Raw genomic sequence first — 396 nt, forward strand, 5'->3', positions numbered from 1 at the left:
CTGCTCAACGCCGCGGGCGCGGGGGAGGAACGCGTGCTGGAGTTCGCCTCCGGCGTGGTCGGGCGCTTCCTCGAGCACTACCGACGCTGACGACCGCACCACTCGGCGGGCCCAGTCGGCGCGCGTCCGGACGTCCGTTGTCGTGGTGAATCAGCGAGGTCGCGTGTGGCGCCGCGTCAGTCACCGTCGTCGAGTGCTCCGGCGCCGCCCCCGACGTCGACGGCGAAGGGCTCCGCCACCTCCACGACGAGAGCGGTCTGGGGGGCGAGGGACTCGCGAGGTCGGAGCTCGGCTTCCACGAGCGCTCGGTTGATGGCGATGTCCAGGTCCGAGCCCGGCTGTACGTGATCGCGATGGTCGTTCCGCATGGCGCCTCCTAGGGCGACTGTAGCCCTT

1 protein-coding gene is annotated in these 396 nt (G+C 71.2%); it reads right to left on the reverse strand.

What is annotated here, in order from left to right; translation table 11 throughout:
* Positions 1–176: 176 nt before the first annotated feature.
* A partial coding sequence (locus tag D9V41_RS16635) for a hypothetical protein (protein WP_208006923.1) occupies positions 177–396 on the reverse strand: 220 nt, incomplete at its 5' end.

The organism is Aeromicrobium phragmitis, from assembly GCF_003674095.1.
In the GTDB taxonomy this organism is placed as follows: Bacteria; Actinomycetota; Actinomycetes; order Propionibacteriales; family Nocardioidaceae; genus Aeromicrobium; species Aeromicrobium phragmitis.